We start from the raw sequence: 22,090 nt of genomic DNA on the forward strand, positions 1-22,090 counted from the left end.
GATGTTAACTAATGTTCCGGCCTCCTTCGAAATAATCAATACTCTGGTCTTTAAATAGTTCTTTCAATTCCCTTGATGTTTCACTAACAAAGATCTTAATAATTTCTGCTTTAAAATAGATAGGTGCTATATGAGGTTCATTCTTTAGATCTTGCAGCCATCTCACCTTATTATCCCTATACTGATTGACTTCAAGCTGCGTAATGTAAGGATTTATTGTATATCCCTTAGCTTTTAAGAGTTTTGTAAACAGTTTTTCAGTACTTCCCATTGATCTTAAGAGATCAAATTCTACTTGGCTAACTTCAAGGTTATATGTCTTTCTAACATCATTCTTTTCGCCTCTGTAGTTTTTCTCAAAATCGAAATAGACGGTATCTGTCCACCTTAAATCTGTATAAATATGTGAAAAGTAACCTATAACAAAGTCCTTCCATTCTGGCCCCGCTTGCTTCAGTAAATATTCCTTGCACTTCTCCATGATCAATTCCTTGGCTGGTAATTTATCGTTATGTACGAGATGAGTCACACCTTTTTCTTCCCTGGATACCTTCCCTCTCATATGAATCGCATCCGGAGCAATACTGCCTAATAAAAAATTGGGTGAGGGGTCATTAATAGAAAGGTTTTCTGAAATTGCAAAGTGTACCATAGGCCAAGGCAAATTAATTCCTCCTTTGATATTTCCTTCAATCATGAACTTGTCGGAATTTCAGTTAACGTTCCTGTATTCATGACCCCCGAAGGGGTTGTCTGCTGAAATGCTTCCCTGAAATCTTCTCGCAGACCAAGGCTCCAAAGGAGCCGCTGCTTGAATATTATGTTATATGACGGAATCGCTTCTTCACTACTGGTTTTCTTCGGGTACATACTCAATTAAATCTGATAATTTGCAGTTAAATGTATCGCATAGCTTGAATAAAGTTTCCAGCTTTGTTGTTTCTATATTCGTTTCCCTATACAACTTGTTGATTGAATTCCGACTTAAGCCCGATTTCGCCATCAATTCTGTTATATCATCTATTCGATGTTCTGCCATGAGTTCTCGTATATTGCACTTGATTACGTTCATCTTTTCCCCTCCATAATTCTATCTTATCTCCCATACCAGCAATCATCAACGAAAAGCGAAGTTTTAACTCTATAACGTCAAATATTCACCTTGCAATTAACTTTATAAGGTTATATAATAACTCTGTAGAGTTAATTAGAGGAGGAATAACATATGATTAATACATTAGAATCATTAACAGAGCCGCTTATAAGAATACGTTTAGAATTACTCTATACTGAGCTTCTGGAGTGTCATAAGGAGTACACTCAGCTTTCTTCGGAGACATATCAATATTTTAAAACGCTTCGTGATGCTTTGCCCGATCAACTTCAACATACGGTTTTTCTTTACGAAGACGCCCAAATTTCTCTACAATCCATCCTAGAAAGAAGTATCTACATACAAGGTTTCAAAGATGCTCTACAACTATTTAGTGAATTGAAAATTCTAGTATTTAGAGGGTCATATGACCCTCTTTTTCTATTGTTCTTGATTCTGTCGTATAACGTTCTTGTATTCATGACCCAGCGCATGCTGGGTGTCCGGCGACTGCCGGAGCGAGGACGAATGTCCGATGCATGAATATTATGTTATCTGCTGTTTCTCACTTCTTTGACTAAACAGTAAGCAAGTCTTTTAACGACCATTCATTATCATTTCCGTCTTTTGAAACAAACCAAATATGAGTGTATTTTTCTGGCTTGTATATCGCATTTTTATTTCTAAGAAAATCACTCATTCCGAATATAGGAGAAGCGTTCCTAATTAAAAGCGCTATTGGATATGCAGCATCATACTTCTCTATCTTTTTTTCCTTCTGTTTCAGTAGTTCATTAAGAACCTGAATATAGCTGGCTGAATTTTCTAATCCATGCATTTCCTCAGCCGATCTTCCAAATAACATTTTAGCTTCGTCGGCATCGTAGAATAGGTGAGTTACTTCTAGACCTACTAATCCATCTTTTATGCTCTTTAAGATATAATCTGGACGCTCACGTCTCTCTATTACTTCTAAGTGATCTTCGCGATTTAAATTATATAAATCTACAAAGATGCTAACGGCAGCTTCTTCTAAGGCAGATTTTTCATCATCATGATTTTTCATTACTTCTCCCTCCCTAAATATATTTGAGAAATTGCAGATAACGTTCCTGTATTCACGACCCAGCGAATGCTGGGTGTCCGGCTGCCTCTTCTTCCCCGTTATCCTCCCATGCCGGACCGAGGGCGTATGCCCGATGCGTGAATATTATGTTATATGTAGTCATCTGACCTCATTGAATAAACTCACATATTCTTGCTCAATTATAAGAAGACCGTTCTTTATTACTATTGTTTTGTAGTCACTTTCAAGATTCTCATGTTTCTCAAAAAGTTCAAATCCCATGATTGAAAATGGATCCGTCGAAGTTAATTTGCCCTTTAAAACTTCTCTTAAACTAACAGGTGCTCCTAATTCTCTATAAGTTTGCACCATATTCAATCTATGTTTTTCCCAAATTTTCACTGAGAGATTTAGTAGAGGAGCGATTTGTTCTCCATTGAATTTCCAACTGTCGTCATCCAACTCTACTTCGTCTTCCGGTAATATCAGATGTAAAATGATTTCATTGGATTGATACGTCCAAAATAATCTTAAATGACTAAATTGATTCGACTGTAACAATACTTGTTTGTAATTATGTCTGACATGCTGATCAAATTCCAATTTAAACTTATCTGACAGTAGTTTAGAATTCCATGAGATAATTTCTTCAAGGTTATTATCTTCAGAATTCCAATAACCTGATTTAAAAGAAAAACATTCAAATATCGTTTCATAGATTTCTTGAGTAAAGTTAGCAGAGAAATAGTCATAGGGAAAGGAATACTGTATTGAGAAATATGTTGGCATACTTCCTCCTAGTTTTAAGATGATTACATATAACGTTCCTGTATTCACGACCCAGCGAATGCTGGGTGTCCGGCAAATCCGGATCAAGGGCGTATGCCCGCAGCGTGAATATTATGTTATAGGTTTTGTGAATTCATCAATTAAGCACTTCATTTGACTAGGGCTGCCACTCATTTTAATAGTATGAATCTTTTCTGAATTATCATAATGATATCTATAAATCACATCTTTGAGATATAAGATTTCTTCGTTGCAAAGAAAAGAGAAGCTTCTATCTAAAACTGGCACGTATTCAGTAGTTAGAGTTCTTAAAACAATTTCTACTGAAAATCTCGGATCTTTACTACTTATATTTTTATCTGTCTTTAATAATTTTTCACATGCACCATATATATATTCTGCAAATAGATTTATGCTTTCAAAAGACTCGACTATATATTTCTTTTCAACTGTAAGCTTGTAGCCTTCAAATTTATATTTTTTTCTATAAATATCATCCGTTTTTCCAATTCGATGAACTAAAATATTTCGTCTATCATGCATTTCTACGATTTTTTTCAGTTTGACCTCAGATAAATTAAAATCGATTTTAAATTTCTTTTTAAAATATTCGCTGACCTTTTGTATTCCTTGATTTTGTATTCTTCTACACTCACTATTAATAATATTTGTATGTAAGCTTGATAGAGAGTCAAAAGAAAGAATCTCCCCTTGGGAGTATTCAATACGTTCATTCGTTTGAAATAAATCTTTACGAGTAGCAAATAATTCTTTTATCAAATCCATAAAAAAATTCTCTAAAATCGAGATTAAACGTATGAAAATTGTCTCTCTCAAAACTTGTGGTAACTCTATTTTCATAAGCTGGTCAAATTCTTGCTTGTTTGAGGAGATAGTTACTCGGAAGTTGTTTCCTTGCTCATAATAGATAGGGTCATTTTCTTTAATAAAACCTGCTTCAATCCTCTCCGAATTCCTTAATTTATTTTGCCAATATGAATTCACAGAGCCTGCGTATAGCAATTCGATTTTATGCATTTCTTCTTTGAAATTTTCGTAGGCTTTCATAGCATTACTCCTAGTAAATTGAATTTTGCTTAACGTTCTTGTATTCAGGACGCTCGGCGAATGCCGAGTGTGTCCAGTTGCTTCTACTTCCCCGAAATTCCCCTGCTGGACCGAGGGCATATGCCCGATGCGTGAATATTATGTTATACGACGGTGAATTGAAACTACTATCTATAAAGATCTTTATACATTTCTAAGTTTTGAATCTCTTGCTCATATCTCTTATAAAGCTGATTTTCTTCATAGTCATTGAGATAACCTAGCATCTCATTCAAACTTTCTATTCTTATCATAACCGACATATCTGCCAGGGCATTTGAGTTTATTATTGTTCTACGGTACTTCTCTAATTCAAGAAATCTTTCAATTAATTCTTTGAACCCGCTTAGCGAATGTTCCTTAAAATCAAATTCTCTATTAAAGTCAATATTTTGAAGTTCATTTTTATAATCATTAATACCTTTTTGACGTATTAATCTTGATGAATCCGCAGCGCGTTGCTGTGGACCAAATCGAAACTGATTTCTCCACTGGATTATGGTATTTTTAGGTACATTAAGTATGCTACTGATTTCAGCTGGGATAAGATCTTTCTCAACACAATACTCATACATTATTTCTTTTAACTCTTTCCCCAGTTCCTTCTCCACTTGTAATTTATAATCATTGTTTGTCATCATATGAAACACTCCTCAAGAGTTATTCTACTCACTGTCGTATAACGTTACTGTATTCACGACCTAGCGCATGCTGGGTGTCCGGCGAATGCCGGACCCAGGACGAATGTCCGTAGTGTGAATATTATGTTAAGTGATGTTGATCATTTTTTGAGTTATTGAATCTTTTTATCAATAATGAGATTTATTAAAATGCCGATAATACTTGCGAAACAATAATTTTTTTAGTTTCTGAATCCAAATCCAATATCTTTCCATCAAGCCACTTATCAGACTCTAATTTCTCGCTGTGATACGGGCTGCTCTCCCAGTTCTTTTTGGTGTGCAAACTATTAAACTCAACAGCAAAGAACCCTTCCCTTGGTTCATTTAAAATTAACTCATCATAGAACCAACCAGAAATCTTTATCGAATTTAAATCCTTATAGTCTAGTTCAAAGTTAAATCCATAGTGAGTTTCATATCCTTCTTCGTCATATAAGTCATAGGCATTTGAAGATTTAAGCACTTGTACAAGTGGATCAGTAGATTTTAAGAAATACCAGACTATATCAACAAATTCCTTACATCTTTCTTTTTCGGGTGGATCTGCATCATTATGCTCAATGTCATTTCGAATAGTAAGTAAGCTTTTCATCAAATATGGTCTTACTAATCCAAAATCTTCCAGAATCTCTAAGTATCCTTTGTTTCTCCATGAAGGATGAATACTTCTAAGATTATAAGAACGTTCTATCAACTGTAGTCTATGATTTAGTGCTCTTTTTAAATTAGCAATCCCATCTCCTAATTCAAATTCTGTTGTTGCGTTATCTACTAAAGCTCTTGAGTATTCCCACATTTCATAAGGTCGTTCCCATTTATCATCTGGTAAAATAGTAGCCCATTGTGAATAATAGTCCCAATCAAAAATTGTTTTCGAAAGATATATAATGTTTTCCATCAGATGCTCCTCTACTCAATACAATAATGTCTTCTTAAGCTATAGATTTCTCAGCTTATATCTTCCTGCCAATTTCACTTAACGTTCCCATATTTGCGACGCTTGGCGTATGCCAAGTGTGTCCGGCTGTCTCTGCTTCCCCGGAATCCCTCTGCCGGACCGAGGGCGTATGCCCGATGCCTGAATATATTGTTATATGTTGTTAAATTGGCGGACTTCGGAGCATCTACTCCCAAATTTCAATCCCACTCTGCTTCCGCTTAGGAAGCATTCCTCGTCCGCTCTTCGCTCGTAACTTTCAATCCTTGATCCGCATAGGATCTACCTTCCGTTCTTTCCTGCTCTTATCTATCCTTGTTCTTCCAAGCCGAATTTAATGATCTTATAACGTTCCTGTATTCACGACCCGACGCATGTTGGGTGTCCGGCGGATGCCGGACCCAGGGCGTACGCCCGCAGCGTGAATATTATGTTAACTGATGTCAACGACTTCATGGTTAACTTACAAATCACTACCTATATGTGCTCTTGGATTTAATGATATTTATATCTGTTGCCTCGTACCCATAGTAGCTCAATATCTGGTAAATATCTCCCTCTTGTATATCTGATTTAGGGCCTATTATTATTTCGTTAATGATATTCTTCGCATACGCTTTAAAAGATAAGTCAAAAAACGATACAATTCTATTCCTATAAGCTTTAAATTGCAGGCCATTAGGAAATAGCACTGCCATATCGCCACTTAACAATGATTTATCTTCTACTTCATCATACCAATCTTCCCAGTTTGTATATTTATCTAATTCGTCATCAAAAACTATTCGCCATTCTGCCTCTTCCTTGAAAGAGGGATTTTTATATTTTATTGACTCTTGTATAAAGATCCTTGAAGATATTTCATGAAATACATCAATTGCGTAAGTTTCTCTAGAGAAAATTTTTTTTGTATCCCCCTCTGTAATTGCATGCAATACACTTTGTAATATATCTTTTGAATGCTTTCTAATCTTCTCAGAGGAGCTATTATTATTTTTCTCTGGGTACTCAACTTGTAATAACTTTAGACTCTCCTCTTTATTGATTAATGTTTTTAAAGAGTCAATACTAAATCCAATAGATAAGCCATAACCATCGTCTGCGTAACCTCTCCATTGGCTAAGTTTATCGCCTTCTTCAGAGAAACAAGCTACATAAAATAGTTCTTCACTTCTTTCTAACATTTTTTCTTTAATAGATTTAACAATGAGTTCCAAGGATGTGACTTCGTCTAGTCCGTAAATCAATTGTCCTCTAAAAAATGAATGTTCTTTATATTGACGAACTATTTCTTCTCCAATGTATTCAAACAACCATTTTGTTTCTTTATAGTCGTTTGATTTAGAAATATCCGACAATCTTATTGTTTTATTTTTTATAATGTTCAAAAATGTATCATTACTACAGTAGTGATATAATGAATTGCTCATTTAAAACACCTCATTTCGTTGATTTCAGTTAACGTCCCTGTATTCACGACCCAGCGCATGCTGGGTGTCCGACGACTGTCGGACCAAGGGCGCATGCTCGCAGCGTGAATATTATGTTATCTGAAGTGCCGTTCTTTACAGTATTCTTTTCCCTTCTTTAAACCATATTAGTTCAGTTTTTTTGATTTTTTCCATTCCAGTTTCGAATTCAATAAATAAGCCCCAATCATATTCCAAATTATTGTATCTTTCTTTATCCGTATAACATTCTAATTTTTTAAAATCAAACCTTCTATCAAGTCTATTTGTCGATTTTTTAATCTCTATTACTAAATAGTTGTCGGTATTCTTTCCTCTCCGGTGGATCACTATATCTGGAAAAGTTGATAACCCCATATATTCTGTGTCGTCATCAACAATGTCTTTAATAAAATCCTTTTTGAGTCTTTTACATTCTGACTCTAGAACATAGATTCTTTTCTGTTTGTTCGCTTCGTCAACATTTCTATTGTATTCACAATCCACATTGTACTCTTGGAATTCTTCTTGAAGATATACCGCTAACTTATGTGCAATTGTTCTTTCATTTAAATCGTGACTTAACAAATGATGATCTTTTTCAAACAGCTTTGAAATAGCTATGTTAATTCCCTTTGTTATTGTTGGATTCATTTTATTACTCCATTTTTATGTTTTAGGCATTACAGATAACGTCTTATTTACGAACTTCCGAAAGAATACTCTCTTTGTCATATTCACGAACTTCGTGAATCCTGCACTTTTCTCCTTATTCCCGCACTTTCTGCGTTTCAATCCTCCAGCTCGCTCATCCGATCCAACGGACTTTGAATCCGCCCAATGTCCCGTCTGCTCACATGTGTACACCGCTCCGTCGTTCGCACACTCTGATGCCCTAGCAGTTCCTGAATATAGCGAAGATCAATCCCATTTTCCAGCAAGTGGGTCGCAAAGGAATGCCTTAGCGAATGGATACTCACCTGTTTGCGAATGCCCGCTTCAGCCAGCGCTTTTTCAAACACTTTCTGCGCTGAACGTTCCGTCAGGTGGCGGCCTTCCCTCTGCCCTGGAAACAGCCAGTCTGCTGGCTGCTCCCACCCTATATACTGCTCGACCACCGCAAAAGCCGCTTCGGATAGCAGCGTTTGCCGATCCTTCCTGCCCTTTCCCTGACGAACTTTCAGTACTTTCCGTTCACGGTCGCAGTCTTCAAGACGCAACCTCACCACTTCGCTTACCCGTCCAACCGTACGCCAATCGTTTTTTCATCCCGATAAAGTAGGTTTATCTTCATCTCACTTGCCTCCTTAGTATATCAGCCGTTCAAAAAATTGGAAATCTAATTTTACACAAAAAAAGGGACTTAAGATGGATATTCATCTTAAGTCCCTGATTCTTTCAGAGTGAATTATTGATCCATTAAGTCCAATTTTCATCATCATAAAGTGTCTTGCCTTTACTTGTCCAGTTCCTCCGTCACATCATCCCATAGCATCGCCGCCACCTACCATGTTACTCAACCTTAAACTGCTTTAATTCGTCTTGCAGCTTAGTGGACAATTGGTTTAATTGTTTGGATAGTTCAGCAACCTGTTCGAAGCTTTCCAATTGTTCCTGCGTGCTGGCGCTGACCTCTTCGGTTGAGGCGGAGTTCTCTTCTGTGGTGGAAGAGATGATTTCCAGCGCCTGCAAAATCTCATCTTTGTGCTTGTGGACTTTGGAGGTGTTGTTGCTGATCTGGATCATTCGCAATTTCAAATCTTCCAAATCCTTGTTAATGCTAAAGAATACTTGCTTCGTGTCCTCTACCGATCTGGCATTTTCTTCTGCAATTTTCAGACCGTGAACGGTATGCTCAACCGATACGCTGGTTTTTTCTTCAATGACACGTACTTTCTTGTAGATTTCCTGTGTCGCCCGTGCGGTCTGCTCAGCCAGCTTGCGAACCTCCCCGGCAACTACCGCAAACCCTTTGCCCTGTTCTCCTGCACGTGCAGCTTCAATGGAAGCATTGAGTGCCAGCAGGTTGGTCTGCGTTGCAATTTGGTTGACCGTATCCACAATGCTCGAAATCTCATGACGGCTCAAATCGATATCCTGAATGATAGCCGACATCGCTTGTGTGGAGTTATGATTTTCTTCTGCCCATTTGGATAGTTGATCTACTACTGCAAGCCCTTGTCCGCTTTGTTCGGCTGAGGTTTGCACCATTGTTTCGATGGTTTTGGCATCATTGGCAATTTCGTCAATTTGGCCGGATAAGGCTCCGGTTTTTTGTAAAATGTTATCTGTTTCGATGGATTGGTAGTTCGTTGCATTGGCAATCTCATTAATTGCTGTCGCCGTATCGTTCATCGTGATCGCGGTTCTGGAAGAAATGGATTGCAAATCATTTGAGGACTGATTCAAGACTTGGGCTGAGCCGCCCACCATTTGGAGCATGCCTTGAATTTTTTGAACCATATTGTGAACCCCTTGAGAAATTTGCCCGATTTCGTTATGGGAATTCGTATCAAACGGAACGGTCAAATCTCCATTTTCAATCAGCTTGATTTTGGCAAGCAATTTCGGAATGGATCTCAACAGGTAACGGAGCGTTATATAACAGATTACCACGAGCAGAATGGTGGCTGCGGCAAAACCGCCAATCGTAATCCAGGTAAAGGTTCTTAATTCTGAGAGCGCCTCTTGTTCAGAAATGGTTAAGCCTACAGACCATCCTGTATCTTTGCTGGTTGCATACCCAATGTAGCGACGTTCGCCATTATCATTAATGAGCTGTACTCCAGACTCGCCAGCAATCATTTTCTTACCGATCTCGCCAAGATCACCTGTGCTTTCGTTAATCTTTTCTTTCAGCACTTTATTTTGATCAGGGTGATACAAAATATCACCTGTTTTGGATGCAAGAATCGAATAGCCTGTGCTTCCAAGCGAATAGCTTTGCATAACGGCAGGGATGTCTTTGAAGGCAATATCCACAGCTGCAAAGCCGATTAATTGGTTGCTGCTATCTTTGATCGGATAGAAAATGCCCATGACCACATTCCCTGTATTGACGTCCTTATAGGGTTCTGAGTAGTACAAACCGTCTGCTTCAACAGCTGGCTTGAAGTACGGACGCGAATGGATATCGAAATCCGGCTTGGAAGCAGCACCATCATTCTGAAGAAAGAAGCCTTTACCATGTATTCCTGCAATCCAGGCGTCAGCAAAAGATGGCTCTTCCTTGACAATCGCTGCCAGAGTCGCTTGGGTTGCCGCAGCATGTGGAGAAGTTTTCGCCATCTCTGCTGATTCTGTGGTTTCTATATATTGTCTAAACAAAGTGTTGGTTGACATTTGCTTGACTAGCGAGCCCTTTTCCTTAAATAACGCGTCAAATTGACTGACGGTGGCCTGCGTCTTGGTCTGGAGCATGGCCTCTTGCTGCTTGACAAGCATGCTTTGCGTGCTCGCATACATGAACGTCCCCAAGGTTGCAAAGACGACAACGATAATAACTAACAAGACCATGGCCAATGTGTTGGCGATGCTGGATGATCTGAATGCGCGCTTCTTCATATTTTGTGACATGCTGCCATCTCCCCGAGGAATATTGAGCGAAAAGCTCTTAGATAATATGTCGGAAGTTTGCAGCTGTTTGAATAGGTTTTTAGTATACACAATTTAAAGTTTTGCTATCTGATTCCTCATAGATTTCTTCCCAACCTGTTCGGTAACTCTAGCAAAAGATTAGAGCAGCACAAAGAGCCTCCGTCAGACGCAGGCTCTTTACTAAAAAAGCTATGAACACGCGAGGTTTTGCAGACTTAAAGTGTACGAGCAATCAAGTAAGCTCAACCTCTTTATTCTCTATCGTTAACCCAACTGCATCGTTGTGATACATGTATCGTTTTTCTCATATGTAGAGAATTCCGTTTGGGCCGTTTTACCTTCATGGTTCACACTAATGCGGTAGGTTTTATCTCTTGGCAGCCATAGATCAATAAAACCATTGGGTTGTGATTTCATGGCAGCATTCTCCATGATGATATTCCCTTCGGAGTCGTGAACAGTCACATTGAACGCCCCATTTTTTATTTCGCCTTGGCAACCGGTTAGACTATGAGTTGCACAAGGGTGGGTCTGGTCTACATATGGCGCAATCGAAACAAAAAACTCGTTGTCAGGCAAATTATAAGTTATGGGTTGTGTATTGTTCCCGGTGACTATCAACTGACTGGAATTAATAGAAGCGGATTGGGCTGTTGCCTTGCCTGCACTGATATCATGCACCAATTGCTTGATATCTGTTGTCCCGAGCTTGTCCGCTCCTTCTTTCTGAAAATTTCCTGCAATCAGGTACGTGCCTAATGCCGCAACAACCAACCCTGAAGCGACCAAGATTCCTTTTTTCATCTGGAGTTCATCTCCTTGTCCGTTTTTAAACATTATAATGTAGAACGCATCGTAACGGACAAAATACAGCACTGAAGTCACCAGATATTCACATCTTTGCTTGTTTATTCAGACGTATCTGCGTTACATTAGAGGATCATTAAGGAGGAGCAAGGGAGTATGAGCAGCTCTGCTGTCTCAACGTACAATCACCCCACCACTCCTATGGAGTCATGGGACACAACTCTTTTTAACGATCCCGGTTCACAATATAATTCATTAGATGCTTCAAAAAAGAGATATTGCGGGGCACCTCTTTTAATGCTTCCATGGCAAGACAGTAGTGCCCCCACATCTCTTTACTAGCACCTTCATAGCCAAGGATGGACACGAAATTTGAATTATTGTTATCCGAATCCTGACCCACAGGTTTTCCAAGTAAGTGCGTATCTCCTTCCACATCAAGCAAATCATCTTTGATCTGAAAAGCAATCCCCATATGATAGGCGAATTTCTGCAAAGCAGCAATCTCTGATTCCTCGGTCTGTGCAAGCATGGCTGGCATAACGAGACAAGCCTCGAACGCCACTCCTGTTTTGTAAAAGCACATCATATTCAGCTGCTCCAAGGTCAAAGCCTTTCCTTTGGAATCCAGATCCATCGCCTGACCCATACACATATCCTCTGCCTTACGGGCCGAGTATTGGATCAAGGCAAGCACAGTCTCAGCGTTGAACTGACTCAGTGATGCTTGCTCCCCGATGGCCTTCTGGATCAGATATAGTCCGGTTAATTCCGCAGTAGCGCTATTGTGCACCTGATGTAATGTCTGACGCCCTCTACGGGTAGACGCGTTATCCTGGGAAGGCAAATCATCAAAAATCAGGGAGGCTGTATGCATATATTCCAATGATCTTAGAAGAGGCACGATTGCCAATGCGTCTAAGCCATATTCGTTCACACCCATGACCCAGGTCAATATAGGGCGTATCCTTTTCCCATCCCCCTCAAGACTATAATTGGCAGCATCAATAAGCTGTTCTTTCATGGCCTCGATCCCAGAAGGCTTGGTAATTTTCAATTGGTTGTTAATCTGATCACGGACTGTTTTGACCGTATTCATAAAGTCTTCCTTTTCCCTCGAATCGTTTTTCAGATGGGTAATCATCTGGTCCCGAAGCAGCTTATCGAAGAAATCTACATCCTCTGCTTTGCCCACCATTTTCTGAACGAGACGTTTGAATTCAGGATTCCCGGATGCAAAAATCTCCATTATCTCATTGTACTTTTCTGCACCTACTCGTTCTTTATAACGTTTGAGTCCATTTATTGCACGGTCCAGTATCACCTCACGAGCCGTGGCATCGGAATGATACACGTTATGGATCAAATTAGAAATGACCGCCCAGTATAGTTCGAAGGGATTGATCAAATCCGATCTTTGCTGATGATATTTTAAATAATAGGTATAGGGGGTTACTGCACCGTCTCTCATATCGTCAGCCATATCCGCAAAATCATCAGCAAGCTGGTTATAGATACCATAATAGAATGTTCGTTGCTCAAACCCTTCATCCTCAGGAGCACTAATGACGGAACGGACAATCAAGCGGGAAGAAGCAGATTTTAAAATAACGGGTATATAAAGTTCTTCATTGGTGTAATGAGTTCGCGTTAGATCCTTATCCCGGTCGATATCTTGAGAATGAAAAAAAACATAGGACTGCTCGAAAAAGGTTTGCTGTGTGTCTGGCTGCTGATGTGCCTTAATATACTCAAAAGCATACGAGAGCTCCGAATGGATATAGCGAATGAACTTCATATGATCGCCGGACCAGTCGCCTAGTTCTGGCACAGATCCGGTAAGAAGCGCGGTACGTATCATATGGGAATATTGTTCTTTCTCTTGAACGGTCAACAGCTGAGAATCGAGCAGATCATCAATAAAAGGATAGGTCAGCCCATAGGAATACCCAAGCCTGATGGCTTCATCCAGCCTGCGCGAACGTTCAACAGGTGACACGGCTTCGTCCATTTCTTCCATCACATGCAGAATAACCCCAATGATGATTTTAATCAGTTTCCGCTGGGCATGCTCTGCATCCATTTCCTCAGGAATATGAGAAGATACAGCGTTAAGCTTGTTGATTAGCCAGATTACAGTGGTTTCGATCCCTTCCTTTTGAGACCACCGATACACCCCCGCTAAATTCATAAACTCCGGTTGATCTCTCCTGTTAGCATGGGTGGGTTGAAGCAAATATCTTTTTACGTCAGCAATGACGCGCTGAATCCGGGTCTGTGTGTCGGCAGAATCCAGAGCCTTGCCTAGATCCCTCATGTAAATATAAGAGACACTCCGCTTCAGATAATCATCCAGTTTCCCTGTGTAACTCAGCCATTGAATATATCTGTAGTAATCCCGGGTATCCGGCTTTCTCTTATTCCGCGAAAAGAAGGATAACCATGAAGAAGAATGGATATGATTCCTTTTCCATCTATGGATATCTTCTGTAAGAGAGGTCACATAAGTTTTATCCTTGACCTGATTATAGAGTGATGCAAAATACTGAAGCGCCTTCTGTTCAGCCAGCTGATATCCTGTATCGGCTTGAAATTTTTCATTCATATGATGCATTACCTCAACTTCTCATTTTGTTAAACATGGTTGCATTTCTCCCTGAGGGAACGAATTTGGATCATGTTTTTATCTTTATACGGAATAAAGTCTGTGAAGTTACGAATAGATTATATCCTTCTATATATATGCTACAATTTCAGAGTAGAACGAAAATAATGATAAGGGGGCATAACGTTGAGTATTAGTCTAGTTAAAGGGCAGAAGGTAGACCTAACCAAAAATAATCCACACTTATCCGTGCTGAAAGTAGGGCTTGGATGGGACCCTATGAAGGGTAGAAACATGGATATTGATGCGTCAGCGCTGCTTCTTAATGAGAACGGCAAGCTAACTCAGACGAAAAATCTAGTATATTTCGGAAATAAAAATAGCCCTTGCGGGGCCATCGTACATAGTGGTGACAACTTGACAGGACATGGTGACGGTGATGATGAAGTCATTACCGTATCCCTCCAAAAACTACCACCTGAAGTGCATAGAGTCGTATTTATAGTGAATATATTCCGTTTTTTTAGTTTTGGTAGACGTAAGGATTTCAGTATGGTAAACAATGCTTATATTCGAATATTGGATGCGTCGCAAGATGAAGAGATTCTCCGATACAACTTGACAGAGGACTATAAAGGGATGTGTAGTATCCGTGTAGGTGAAGTATACCGCTATGGAGGGGAGTGGAAATTCGGTGCTATTGGAGAAGGAAGCACCATTACCTCCCTGAATGAGCTTGTCAAAACGTATGAATAAGCATTTTTGATGTTAAGGAAAAACCCACGTCTAACGTGGGTTTTTACGCTAACTCTCCTATAGTCACCTGATACAGCAGAGAACCTTCTCGGAGCAGCAGGCGGTCTTTTCGGAAATCCTGTTCGTGCGGCTGAAGGAACTCTTGCTCGTCATTTAAAAAACGAATGTGTTGTCCTTTGCTCAAGCTACCTGGCTTCACATTCTTTTTCAAGACATATTGGCCATTTTTTCTATACCCGCCGTCGAACAAAAAGTGATACCCATCTGTAGCCACCCCAGAGCAACCGGAAATGCTCGGATTCATAAACGTAATCTTCGTACGATCGCTACCGGAAATGCACCCTAATGAAAAATCTGAATAGTAATAAAACCAGATTTCCTGTTCGCTGACTACGTTCAAAGCATAGCAATCATGAATATCTGCCGCTTGGTTTTCATATATTTTGTGACCCTCTTTATTCCAGGCGACAAGGCCGGAGGACCCCACAGGCTCATTCCAACCATAATTCCCAAATATACCTTCATCAAAATAGCTGGTCCAGATCGTACCTTCCCCTGTAACCTGAACACTCTGGATACCGTCCCCAAGCAGCAGTTCATTCACAGTACGGCCTTCATAATCAATAATTTTACCATTTAAATCATATTGCCCGGATCCATAACAATGACATCGCGCTCCGACGAGCAGTAGATGATGATGTAGAGGCTGTACATAATGATAGTTAAACTGCTGTCCCTCCATATACACTTCTTCAATATGATCGTCTAGAATGAGTATCTTGTAAGTACGTCTCTCTTTAAGAGAGGCAGGCGGGAACATCCCCCGCACTCGTTCTGGGACTTTATCAATTAGCAAAATATACACGCGCCCATCAGGGCCAAATTGGGTTGAAACAATCTCAAACCCTTTAGTATAGTTGGAAATATCGACAAATGAATGAAGCTGTTTATTTAGATGTGACAACGTAGTTCCTCCTCTAAAAGATTAGTAAAGTGAAGTGTTATTTGTACTGGACTTCATTTTGTCATAACGACATGTAACTGAGGAGGGCGGAAGTATGGCGATATGGATAGTAATCCCAAAGGATGAGCCATCGGCAAAAATATAGTCAACAAAAAAAGCTGGGTTCTGCTTCATAAGAAAAGCAACCCAGCTTGATCTTTATAGATGTCCCTCTTAAAGTATCTGGCCCTTGTCGGCCTTCTGCCATAAAGCCTCCGTCAGCTCATCAATAGTCTCCTTCATCGCCAGCTTCTCGAGCCAGTGACTCGGGATACCGCTTTGTCCGTAATAAGCTCCTGCAATTTGCCCATACACCGCCCCGGTCGTATCGGCGTCATCCCCCAGATTTACGGCCAGTAGTGCCCCCTCTTCAAACGAAGTCGAATGGTGAAATGCCCACAGCGCAGCCTCAAGGGAACGAATGACATAGCCGGTTCCCTGTATTTCGGGCGGCTCCTTATCCTTGTAAGATCCCTGAATGATTTCTTCAATGGCTGCCGAATAAGCTGGCTGTTCCTGCCGCCGCCACTTATAGCAGATGTCGGCTGATAACATGGATTCTTTGTCCGCTCCCCGCAGACCTGCCACAAGGATTGAAGCAAGCACAGCACAGGCCTCCACACTTTCGACTGCTCCATGGGTGGTTCGCGAGCTCAGCTCGGCGTACATCACTGCCTCTTCCGGACGGTTCGCATAGGCCATTGCAACAGGTGCAAGCCTCATAATCGAACCATTACCGGCAGTCATGGGGTCAACGGACCCACTATACGGCTCTCCAGTGGCCTCGAAGCGATGCAGTGCTGCTCTCGTCGCACCACCGATATCAAAACACGTTCCCGTGCTACTCATATATCCCAGGTGATACCAATTGGTGTAGCGACGCATTTGGTCCGCTGGATCAAAGCTATCTTTTTGCACCATACTCTCGGCTAAACAAAGTGCCATAGACGTATCGTCGGTCCACTGCCCCGGCTTTAACCCAAAGACACCGCCGCCCACGATATCCGTTACAGGTTCAAATGTACCTGGACTGCTGAATTCCACAGTGGTTCCCAAAGCATCACCCACGGCCAGTCCAGCGAGACTTCCATAAAAACGATCCTTGATCAGTGCCATTTTGATCTAAGCTCCTTTATAATTGTTATAGCTAATGCATATTTTCCCATACACTAGGAAGGAAGAAAGTCCGATACCGTCGTTTATTCGTAGCTTAAGGCTGTACAACCGCTATCTGGATTTAATTCAATGAAAATCCCTGCCTCATGATGGTAAATGAGTGGAAATCGCACCGTATCTACATATTCCCTCACACCGCTTGAAAGCCGCCATACCTGGAGCGGTACTCCTTTTCCCCACAAGAATAATCGGTCACCGGAAACGGCCATATCCGCTTGGGGATATGGGTAAATCCCGTATTCATCAGGCTTACAATTTAGAGGCGGGATCGCAGGAAGCACACGTCGGTACCCTGGCTGAGTCATATCGAATAGGACAACCGCCGGTTCCACTCCTTCCTCTCCCCAATCTTCCTCCTCCAGTAAATCGGCATCCATCTGTCCCCAAACCGCCAATCTATCGGGTCCTGTCCAACATACTGGCCCATCCCAATCTATGGTTTGCCAAAGATGGCGAACTGACGGACCATTCTCCGATTCCCATGAGTTCAGCAGCCAATTAGATAAGGACCAAGTTCGGACTACTCCTAATGGAGCCCATACCCATCCCGTATCCGCAATCCACTTTCCCTCTGGAGAAGTCAGGAGCCTCCCATGAAAATAATTTAGATAATGCTCATCTTTTCTTTCGCTGTTATAAACAGGGGTTGGTCTTGCTGTCAAAAGCATCCCGGTTTCTACATCCGTCAGATCCAGCCGGTTCCATTCCGTCCCATGAACAAGGATACATGCACCATCTCGATGAACAAATGCCAGGGGAAACATACTTTTATCGTAGTGGTATTCGTCCCGTGATAATTGCATTTTTTCTTGAGCATGGACTAAATCATACACTGCCGCATGTCGGCCAAATCGATTGGAGATCGCCACGTACTTGCCGTCAGGACTGGTAACCATTTGGACAGGTTGCAGGGGATTAAAATCAGGAATACAAATATGTGTGCATAATTCTGCGCTGCCAGAGCGAAGTTCTAGTCTCCACAGTTCTGCCTGTGTGTTTAGTGCTAGCAGGGTTATGCTTCCCTGAGAGCCACCCTTTAGTGGATGAATGGCCGTAAGACGTCCGATAGTCTGTGGTAAATCAGGTAAAGAAACGTGATGAAATGGCATCATTTAACCCCTTTTAATCTGGATAAATAATAATTTATACCCGTATTTGTGAAGCTGGATTTATCGATAAAAAATCTGATTTCAAGCAATGCAGATAATACTTTCATAAAAACTCCCGGTTTTTTCTTGCAGAAACATTTAAAATATGTAATTTCGCTAGGATTACTTTTGAGAATAAAATAGGAGTAATTCATCAAGATCAAATTGGAGATGAACTTCTCTGTTGGCGATTGATGCTCATTTATACAGTCGATCAGCACCTCTAATACCCTATTTTTATTAGAGTTATAGGCATGTATAAACATCGTTGCTTCTGCAAACGGCTTGTTGAAATCGTCATACGGAAAATCATATACATCATGACTGCCTAGGATGAAGCTGACCAACTGACCTTGCAAATTTTTTATTTTTCCTAGCGCTGCTCGGGTATCTATATCCATCTCATTTTTGTTAATATGCTCATGCAAAATGTCAATTAGAATATGCATATCATACTGCCGTGCGTCTTCCATGCTGTACATCAGCTTATTATTTTCAATCGTTAGACGATCATAAATGTCATCCCCTAAACCCAGTTCAAATAAGAGTTGGTGAAGAAAAAGTAGCCTGTCCTGAGTAGGCGAGAATTCATTCCCTCTCTCTGCTAGATGTGAAACTTGATATTGATAATAAACACAACATAAGTTTTTTTGGCTATAAGCAATATCTTTATGTATATCAAAAATGTTAAAAATGAGCGAAAGCAATCGAATCAGACGTTCAGCATCTGCTACGCTTAGAATGGGATGATCCATTTTTGTAAATAACGACCTGTCAAATAAATCATGCCATCGCACTAAAGAAATATGATCCTGCTCATTTATATTCAGAGTTAATATTCTTAAATTTTGCTCTTGATCAGGATAGGAATAAAATAGATCTTCATGACTTAAATCAGAAATACGCTCATTAAAATAGGCTCTTAATTTGTAATCGTATATTTTAGAAAAAGACATTTCTCTCCTCCTTGCACAGCAAGACAAACTTCATGTTGAACCTGGCATAACACATTAATCCGAACTCCTATATTGTAAAATTAATCTGGATCGACTGGCAAGGTGACATAAAATAGAGAAACGTATGTTCTTCCTTTTTATATTATGATATCTTTATGCTAGGAATGAAACGTTATGACGAAGGTCATAGTCTGCGATTAGAAAGGAATGAACACCTATGAAACAGCTAAGCGAAGCTCTGGCCCGGTTTGTACAACAACAAGACTTGTATAATGCAGCCCACGGGCTGTTCCAAGACCACGACATCCAGCCCCGGACGGAGAACCTGACAGATTGCTGGGACAACCGCATACCTATATCCCCTGAGCTTGAGTACCTATATAGCCATTATGAATTGATTGATGCCAAGGCAGCGGGAACACACAAATTAAAAAATGCAGCCGTTGAAATTGGGGATGCTGCTGTTCTCTTTTTTGCCGCACCAGAACATTTATATCGCCAACAGCTAGGCTATCGCTGGATTACATCGGGTGAGCTTGTCCAAGAGTCTTCTTCGTGGCCCTCCCATCATGTTGTAATTGCCACGTTTAATGACGATCCACTCATTGTCGATACTAGCGCACCCGATTCCCCTGTATATGCTGCTATTGAAGGTGGCGCAGCTCGGCAGGTTGCCAAATCTTTAGCTAACTTCTTTACGGCTCTTTCCATCCTGATTGAAGGTGCCTGTACCTTTAAGGGAGAATTGATAGATGAAGATACATACGAAACCAAAGCAGCATATATCGAGCACGTAAAACCATTGCTGCATCATTTGTTGGGCGAAAACCAAACCACGTATTTGCTGAATTACCTATCCTTTTGTTAGAAATCCTATTGGTTAAAGAGAGGTGGGGCTTTTTATGATCTATATCGCATTACTGCGGGGCATCAATGTCGGCGGCAACAACAAGATCGAGATGAAGAAGCTCAAGCAAACGTTTGAACATGCAGGTATGGGGCATGTGACGACTTACATTAATTCTGGAAACATTATTTTTTCCAGTCAGGAGCGGCCCAACCAGGAGCTATCGCTCGTACTGGAACAGGCGATTCTGGAGGATTTTAGCTTACCTATCCGCGTCATCGTCCGTAATATGAAGGAGATTCAGAGCATTATGGGGGCCCTGCCGAATGAATGGGCTAATGATACACAGATGAAAAGTGACGTAATGTTTCTGTGGGATGAAATTAACAGTATTTCCGTTCTGGACAAGCTTCCTTTAAAACCGGGAATTGGGCATGTCATGTATACGACCGGAGCCATTCTGTTTTCTGTCAGCAAGGAACAAGTCACAAAAAGCGGGTTAACAAAATTAGTCGGCACCAAGCTGTATCAGCAAATGACGGTGCGGAATGTGAACACAGCACGGCAGATTTATAAACTGATGCAAATGGCTGAACAAGAAGAGTTGCAGGATATGGACGCATGACTGTAGTCGTGATTAAATAGGGATAGGCAAGATCAAAAACTCGCCAAAACTCATTAAAAAAATTATCTATATAATCAACAATTTCTGATACTATAGGCATAGAGATTTTGCTAAACTGGAAGGGTTCTCAGACGTAGAGGGACACCTATCATCAGCATGAACTAAACACTGAATAATGGGAGAAAAAACACTGTGACAAACCTACAAAATCAAAAACAAGTATATATAATCCACGGCTACACAGCTTCGCCAACAGATCATTGGTTTCCTTGGTTACAAGATAAATTACAGGAAGACGGGGTTTCGGTAAATATACTAGATATGCCCAACTCGCAAGCCCCCAAACTTAATGAGTGGATTGAGCACCTATTGCAAAATATTAAAGCCCTACATAAAGACATCTATTTTATTGGTCATAGCTTGGGTTGTGTATCCATATTAAGATACCTGCAGCAAGTCAACATCCCGGAACCACTAGGTGGCACCGTTTTCGTTTCCGGTTTTACTGACCCAGTGCCAAGCCTGCCGTCATTAAATGAATTTACAAATGACCATTTGGATCATCAGCAGATCACGGATTCGCTAAAAGCACGTGTAGTTATAGCTTCAAAGGACGACGCAATTGTCCCCTTTGCACTTAGTAAGAAACTAGCGGAAGATATGCAGGCTGATTTCCACGAAGTAGATCATGGGGGGCACTTTTTACAGAGTGACGGCTTTACCACTTTACCGATCGTCTATCAAGTTTTAATAGAAATGATGAATGAAAATAAGTAGCGTTAATAACCCGCAAAATAGACCTAGCAAAAGGGTCCAGCTTGCGGGTTTTACATTTTCTACTGGATGAGCTATGGAAAATAAAGCGTATGTTTAGTCAAGATATTAATACAATGCCCATTTTTCCGTGCATAGCTCCATAAAAGAATGAGCAACCTGTTCACATTCGTCATACCCCAAGCTACCAGAATGAGCAAAAAGAATGGGATATTCATTGTTTCTTTTTTCCTCTCTCATATCAAACATATAATGGTTACCGCATCCATCCATCGCAAACGACACGGCACCCGGCATATACTCTGGCAGCTCGTAGGCAAGGTTCATTTCTCTCAAATCTTCAGTATTGAAAAACTGGAAATAACGTTCTCCATTCTGAAATTCACCGCCATTAGAATATTTCAGCAATTCTATGTAACTATCAGGAAATTGTCCTTGGGGCAAATGCCAGCTAACAGGATCTAGCGGTTTATATTGATCATAAAATGGAGACGATTTCGGAAAAGGGTTCACTTGTCTTTGTTGGATTTCGCGAATCTCCTGCTCCGATAGCTTGATGTTCCATGTGCTCAAAAAAATCGCGATTTGTTCACCAGTTGCTTCCGGGCATTTTACAAACTGTTGCTCAAAATGAATACTCCACATAATAACCAACCTCCCTACCTTGATGTCT

The 22,090-nt window shown here is 40.6% G+C and carries 22 protein-coding genes and 1 pseudogene; 5 read left to right on the forward strand and 18 right to left on the reverse strand.

What is annotated here, in order from left to right:
- Window positions 1-4 precede the first annotated feature (4 nt).
- Both PPM_RS18550 and PPM_RS18555 read right to left on the reverse strand, forming a co-directional pair.
- On the reverse strand, window positions 5-664 hold the full coding sequence (locus PPM_RS18550; protein ID WP_013372321.1) for a hypothetical protein: 660 nt from the start codon (window positions 662-664) through the stop codon (window positions 5-7).
- 183 nt (window positions 665-847) lie between these two features.
- Window positions 848-1,072: a helix-turn-helix domain-containing protein gene (locus PPM_RS18555; protein WP_010345209.1), complete on the reverse strand. Its 225-nt coding sequence runs from the start codon at window positions 1,070-1,072 to the stop codon at window positions 848-850.
- A gap of 153 nt (window positions 1,073-1,225) precedes the next feature.
- On the opposite strand from PPM_RS18555, the pseudogene PPM_RS18560 reads away from it, so the two are divergent.
- A pseudogene (locus tag PPM_RS18560) lies at window positions 1,226-1,498 on the forward strand (DUF6809 family protein); the annotation flags it as partial.
- Between the two features lie 172 nt (window positions 1,499-1,670).
- On the opposite strand, the gene PPM_RS18565 reads toward PPM_RS18560, so the two are convergent.
- From PPM_RS18565 to PPM_RS18615, 11 genes are all read right to left on the reverse strand, one after another.
- Window positions 1,671-2,159 (reverse strand): hypothetical protein, encoded by a 489-nt coding sequence (locus PPM_RS18565; RefSeq protein WP_013372323.1) that lies wholly within the window; start codon window positions 2,157-2,159, stop codon window positions 1,671-1,673.
- 159 nt (window positions 2,160-2,318) lie between these two features.
- A complete protein-coding gene (locus PPM_RS18570; protein ID WP_013372324.1) occupies window positions 2,319-2,948 on the reverse strand; it encodes a hypothetical protein in 630 nt (209 codons plus the stop codon).
- A 111-nt stretch (window positions 2,949-3,059) separates the two neighbouring features.
- Window positions 3,060-4,016: a hypothetical protein gene (locus tag PPM_RS18575; protein WP_013372326.1), complete on the reverse strand. Its 957-nt coding sequence runs from the start codon at window positions 4,014-4,016 to the stop codon at window positions 3,060-3,062.
- 167 nt (window positions 4,017-4,183) lie between these two features.
- Complete coding sequence (locus PPM_RS18580) at window positions 4,184-4,696, reverse strand: hypothetical protein (RefSeq protein WP_013372327.1); 513 nt, start codon at window positions 4,694-4,696, stop codon at window positions 4,184-4,186.
- 184 nt (window positions 4,697-4,880) lie between these two features.
- Complete coding sequence (locus PPM_RS18585; RefSeq protein WP_013372328.1) at window positions 4,881-5,636, reverse strand: hypothetical protein; 756 nt, start codon at window positions 5,634-5,636, stop codon at window positions 4,881-4,883.
- A gap of 512 nt (window positions 5,637-6,148) precedes the next feature.
- On the reverse strand, window positions 6,149-7,105 hold the full coding sequence (locus PPM_RS18590) for a DUF2971 domain-containing protein (protein WP_013372329.1): 957 nt from the start codon (window positions 7,103-7,105) through the stop codon (window positions 6,149-6,151).
- A gap of 135 nt (window positions 7,106-7,240) precedes the next feature.
- Window positions 7,241-7,777 (reverse strand): hypothetical protein, encoded by a 537-nt coding sequence (locus PPM_RS18595; RefSeq protein ID WP_013372330.1) that lies wholly within the window; start codon window positions 7,775-7,777, stop codon window positions 7,241-7,243.
- Between the two features lie 137 nt (window positions 7,778-7,914).
- A complete protein-coding gene (locus tag PPM_RS18600) occupies window positions 7,915-8,352 on the reverse strand; it encodes a tyrosine-type recombinase/integrase (RefSeq protein WP_013372331.1) in 438 nt (145 codons plus the stop codon).
- A 283-nt stretch (window positions 8,353-8,635) separates the two neighbouring features.
- Window positions 8,636-10,699, reverse strand: coding sequence for a methyl-accepting chemotaxis protein (locus PPM_RS18605; RefSeq protein WP_013372332.1), 2,064 nt, complete (start codon window positions 10,697-10,699; stop codon window positions 8,636-8,638).
- Between the two features lie 285 nt (window positions 10,700-10,984).
- Window positions 10,985-11,524: a CueP family metal-binding protein gene (locus PPM_RS18610; RefSeq protein WP_013372333.1), complete on the reverse strand. Its 540-nt coding sequence runs from the start codon at window positions 11,522-11,524 to the stop codon at window positions 10,985-10,987.
- A gap of 229 nt (window positions 11,525-11,753) precedes the next feature.
- A complete protein-coding gene (locus PPM_RS18615) occupies window positions 11,754-14,141 on the reverse strand; it encodes a polyprenyl synthetase family protein (protein ID WP_013372334.1) in 2,388 nt (795 codons plus the stop codon).
- 177 nt (window positions 14,142-14,318) lie between these two features.
- On the opposite strand from PPM_RS18615, the gene PPM_RS18620 reads away from it, so the two are divergent.
- Entirely contained in the window at window positions 14,319-14,888 is a 570-nt protein-coding gene (locus tag PPM_RS18620) for a TerD family protein (RefSeq protein WP_013372335.1), read from the forward strand.
- A gap of 43 nt (window positions 14,889-14,931) precedes the next feature.
- Here the strand turns inward: PPM_RS18620 and PPM_RS18625 are convergent, their stop codons facing one another.
- From PPM_RS18625 to PPM_RS18640, 4 genes are all read right to left on the reverse strand, one after another.
- Window positions 14,932-15,852, reverse strand: a complete 921-nt coding sequence (locus PPM_RS18625) for a hypothetical protein (protein WP_013372336.1) — start codon at window positions 15,850-15,852, stop codon at window positions 14,932-14,934.
- Window positions 15,853-16,065: 213 nt separating this feature from the next.
- Entirely contained in the window at window positions 16,066-17,007 is a 942-nt protein-coding gene (locus PPM_RS18630) for an ADP-ribosylglycohydrolase family protein (RefSeq protein WP_013372337.1), read from the reverse strand.
- An 83-nt stretch (window positions 17,008-17,090) separates the two neighbouring features.
- Complete coding sequence (locus tag PPM_RS18635; protein ID WP_016324602.1) at window positions 17,091-18,179, reverse strand: hypothetical protein; 1,089 nt, start codon at window positions 18,177-18,179, stop codon at window positions 17,091-17,093.
- On the reverse strand, window positions 18,176-19,171 hold the full coding sequence (locus tag PPM_RS18640; protein ID WP_013372339.1) for a hypothetical protein: 996 nt from the start codon (window positions 19,169-19,171) through the stop codon (window positions 18,176-18,178). The genes PPM_RS18635 and PPM_RS18640 overlap by 4 nt, the downstream gene beginning before the upstream one ends.
- Before the next feature lie 217 nt (window positions 19,172-19,388).
- Here PPM_RS18640 and PPM_RS18645 point away from each other — a divergent pair, with 217 nt between their 5' ends.
- The 3 genes from PPM_RS18645 (at window position 19,389) to PPM_RS18655 (ending at window position 21,420) form a co-directional block, all read left to right on the forward strand.
- A complete protein-coding gene (locus PPM_RS18645; RefSeq protein ID WP_013372340.1) occupies window positions 19,389-20,039 on the forward strand; it encodes a hypothetical protein in 651 nt (216 codons plus the stop codon).
- 34 nt (window positions 20,040-20,073) lie between these two features.
- Window positions 20,074-20,643 (forward strand): DUF1697 domain-containing protein, encoded by a 570-nt coding sequence (locus PPM_RS18650; RefSeq protein ID WP_013372341.1) that lies wholly within the window; start codon window positions 20,074-20,076, stop codon window positions 20,641-20,643.
- Window positions 20,644-20,835: 192 nt separating this feature from the next.
- A complete protein-coding gene (locus PPM_RS18655) occupies window positions 20,836-21,420 on the forward strand; it encodes an RBBP9/YdeN family alpha/beta hydrolase (protein ID WP_013372342.1) in 585 nt (194 codons plus the stop codon).
- Window positions 21,421-21,525: 105 nt separating this feature from the next.
- On the opposite strand, the gene PPM_RS18660 is transcribed toward PPM_RS18655, so the two are convergent.
- Window positions 21,526-22,062, reverse strand: a complete 537-nt coding sequence (locus tag PPM_RS18660) for an SMI1/KNR4 family protein (protein WP_013372343.1) — start codon at window positions 22,060-22,062, stop codon at window positions 21,526-21,528.
- Window positions 22,063-22,090 lie beyond the last annotated feature (28 nt).

It is taken from the genome of Paenibacillus polymyxa M1 (assembly GCF_000237325.1).
GTDB lineage: Bacteria > Bacillota > Bacilli > Paenibacillales > Paenibacillaceae > Paenibacillus > Paenibacillus polymyxa_C.

Coding starts and splice junctions, on each gene's coding strand:
- PPM_RS18660 (WP_013372343.1), bottom strand. CDS start 22,062: ATGTGGAGTATTCATTTTGAGCAACAGTTTGTAAAATGCCCGGAAGCA.
- PPM_RS18630 (WP_013372337.1), bottom strand. CDS start 17,007: ATGGCACTGATCAAGGATCGTTTTTATGGAAGTCTCGCTGGACTGGCC.
- PPM_RS18605 (WP_013372332.1), bottom strand. CDS start 10,699: ATGTCACAAAATATGAAGAAGCGCGCATTCAGATCATCCAGCATCGCC.
- PPM_RS18555 (WP_010345209.1), bottom strand. CDS start 1,072: ATGAACGTAATCAAGTGCAATATACGAGAACTCATGGCAGAACATCGA.
- PPM_RS18570 (WP_013372324.1), bottom strand. CDS start 2,948: ATGCCAACATATTTCTCAATACAGTATTCCTTTCCCTATGACTATTTC.
- PPM_RS18610 (WP_013372333.1), bottom strand. CDS start 11,524: ATGAAAAAAGGAATCTTGGTCGCTTCAGGGTTGGTTGTTGCGGCATTA.
- PPM_RS18645 (WP_013372340.1), top strand. CDS start 19,389: ATGAAACAGCTAAGCGAAGCTCTGGCCCGGTTTGTACAACAACAAGAC.
- PPM_RS18635 (WP_016324602.1), bottom strand. CDS start 18,179: ATGATGCCATTTCATCACGTTTCTTTACCTGATTTACCACAGACTATC.
- PPM_RS18585 (WP_013372328.1), bottom strand. CDS start 5,636: ATGGAAAACATTATATATCTTTCGAAAACAATTTTTGATTGGGACTAT.
- PPM_RS18580 (WP_013372327.1), bottom strand. CDS start 4,696: ATGATGACAAACAATGATTATAAATTACAAGTGGAGAAGGAACTGGGG.
- PPM_RS18595 (WP_013372330.1), bottom strand. CDS start 7,777: ATGAATCCAACAATAACAAAGGGAATTAACATAGCTATTTCAAAGCTG.
- PPM_RS18590 (WP_013372329.1), bottom strand. CDS start 7,105: ATGAGCAATTCATTATATCACTACTGTAGTAATGATACATTTTTGAAC.
- PPM_RS18615 (WP_013372334.1), bottom strand. CDS start 14,141: ATGCATCATATGAATGAAAAATTTCAAGCCGATACAGGATATCAGCTG.
- PPM_RS18640 (WP_013372339.1), bottom strand. CDS start 19,171: ATGTCTTTTTCTAAAATATACGATTACAAATTAAGAGCCTATTTTAAT.
- PPM_RS18650 (WP_013372341.1), top strand. CDS start 20,074: ATGATCTATATCGCATTACTGCGGGGCATCAATGTCGGCGGCAACAAC.
- PPM_RS18565 (WP_013372323.1), bottom strand. CDS start 2,159: ATGAAAAATCATGATGATGAAAAATCTGCCTTAGAAGAAGCTGCCGTT.
- PPM_RS18575 (WP_013372326.1), bottom strand. CDS start 4,016: ATGAAAGCCTACGAAAATTTCAAAGAAGAAATGCATAAAATCGAATTG.